Origin of the sequence: Methylobacterium indicum, from assembly GCF_001043895.1 — a bacterium.
In the GTDB taxonomy this organism is placed as follows: domain Bacteria; phylum Pseudomonadota; class Alphaproteobacteria; order Rhizobiales; family Beijerinckiaceae; genus Methylobacterium; species Methylobacterium indicum.
The window spans coordinates 1-688 of sequence record NZ_JTHF01000460.1 but is presented as its reverse complement, the minus strand read 5'-3'; the positions used below and the strand labels follow the sequence as shown (position 1 = coordinate 688).

The window sequence follows — 688 nt, the reverse complement described above, 5'->3', positions numbered from 1 at the left end:
GCCGTCCACGCGCAGGGACGGGATCCCGAAGCCGTGGCCGCGGGCCGCGAAGGTCGAGGAGCCGCCCCGCGCAAAGCCCTGGAAGGTCGAGATCGCCCACTGATTGTTGACGACGTTGAGCACCACCGGCGCCCGGTAGGTCGAGGCGAAGACCAAAGCTGCGTGAAAGTCGGATTCCGCGGTCGAGCCGTCGCCGATCCAGGCGGCGGCGATCTTCGTGTCGTTCTTGATCGCCGAGGCCATCGCCCAGCCGACCGCCTGGACGTATTGCGTCGCGAGGTTGCCGGAGATCGAGAAGAAGCCGTGATCCTTGGCCGAGTACATCACCGGCAATTGCCGGCCGTGCAGCGGATCGTTCTCGTTCGAGTAGATCTGGCACATCATGTCGACGAGCGGGTAGCCGCCGGCGATCAGCAGGCCCGCCTGCCGGTAGGTCGGGAAGTTCATGTCGCCGGGTTCGAGCGCCCGCCGGAAGGCGGTGCTCACCGCCTCCTCGCCGAGATGCTGCATGTAGAACGAGGTCTTGCCCTGGCGCTGGGCCATCAGCATCCTCGCATCGAAGGCGCGCAGCTTCATCATGTCGCGAAGGCCGGCGAGCAGTTCCTCGTCGGTGAGCGAGCCGGCCCAGGGGCCGACTGCGTTGCCCTCCGAATCGAGCACCCGGATCAGCGTATAGGCGAGGTCGCGG

The 688-nt window shown here is 66.9% G+C and carries 1 protein-coding gene; it reads right to left on the bottom strand.

Annotation, left to right across the window (positions count from 1 at the left end; genetic code table 11):
- The coding region (locus QR78_RS31475) for a thiamine pyrophosphate-dependent dehydrogenase E1 component subunit alpha (RefSeq protein WP_048431579.1) at nt 1-688 on the bottom strand (688 nt) is incomplete at both ends.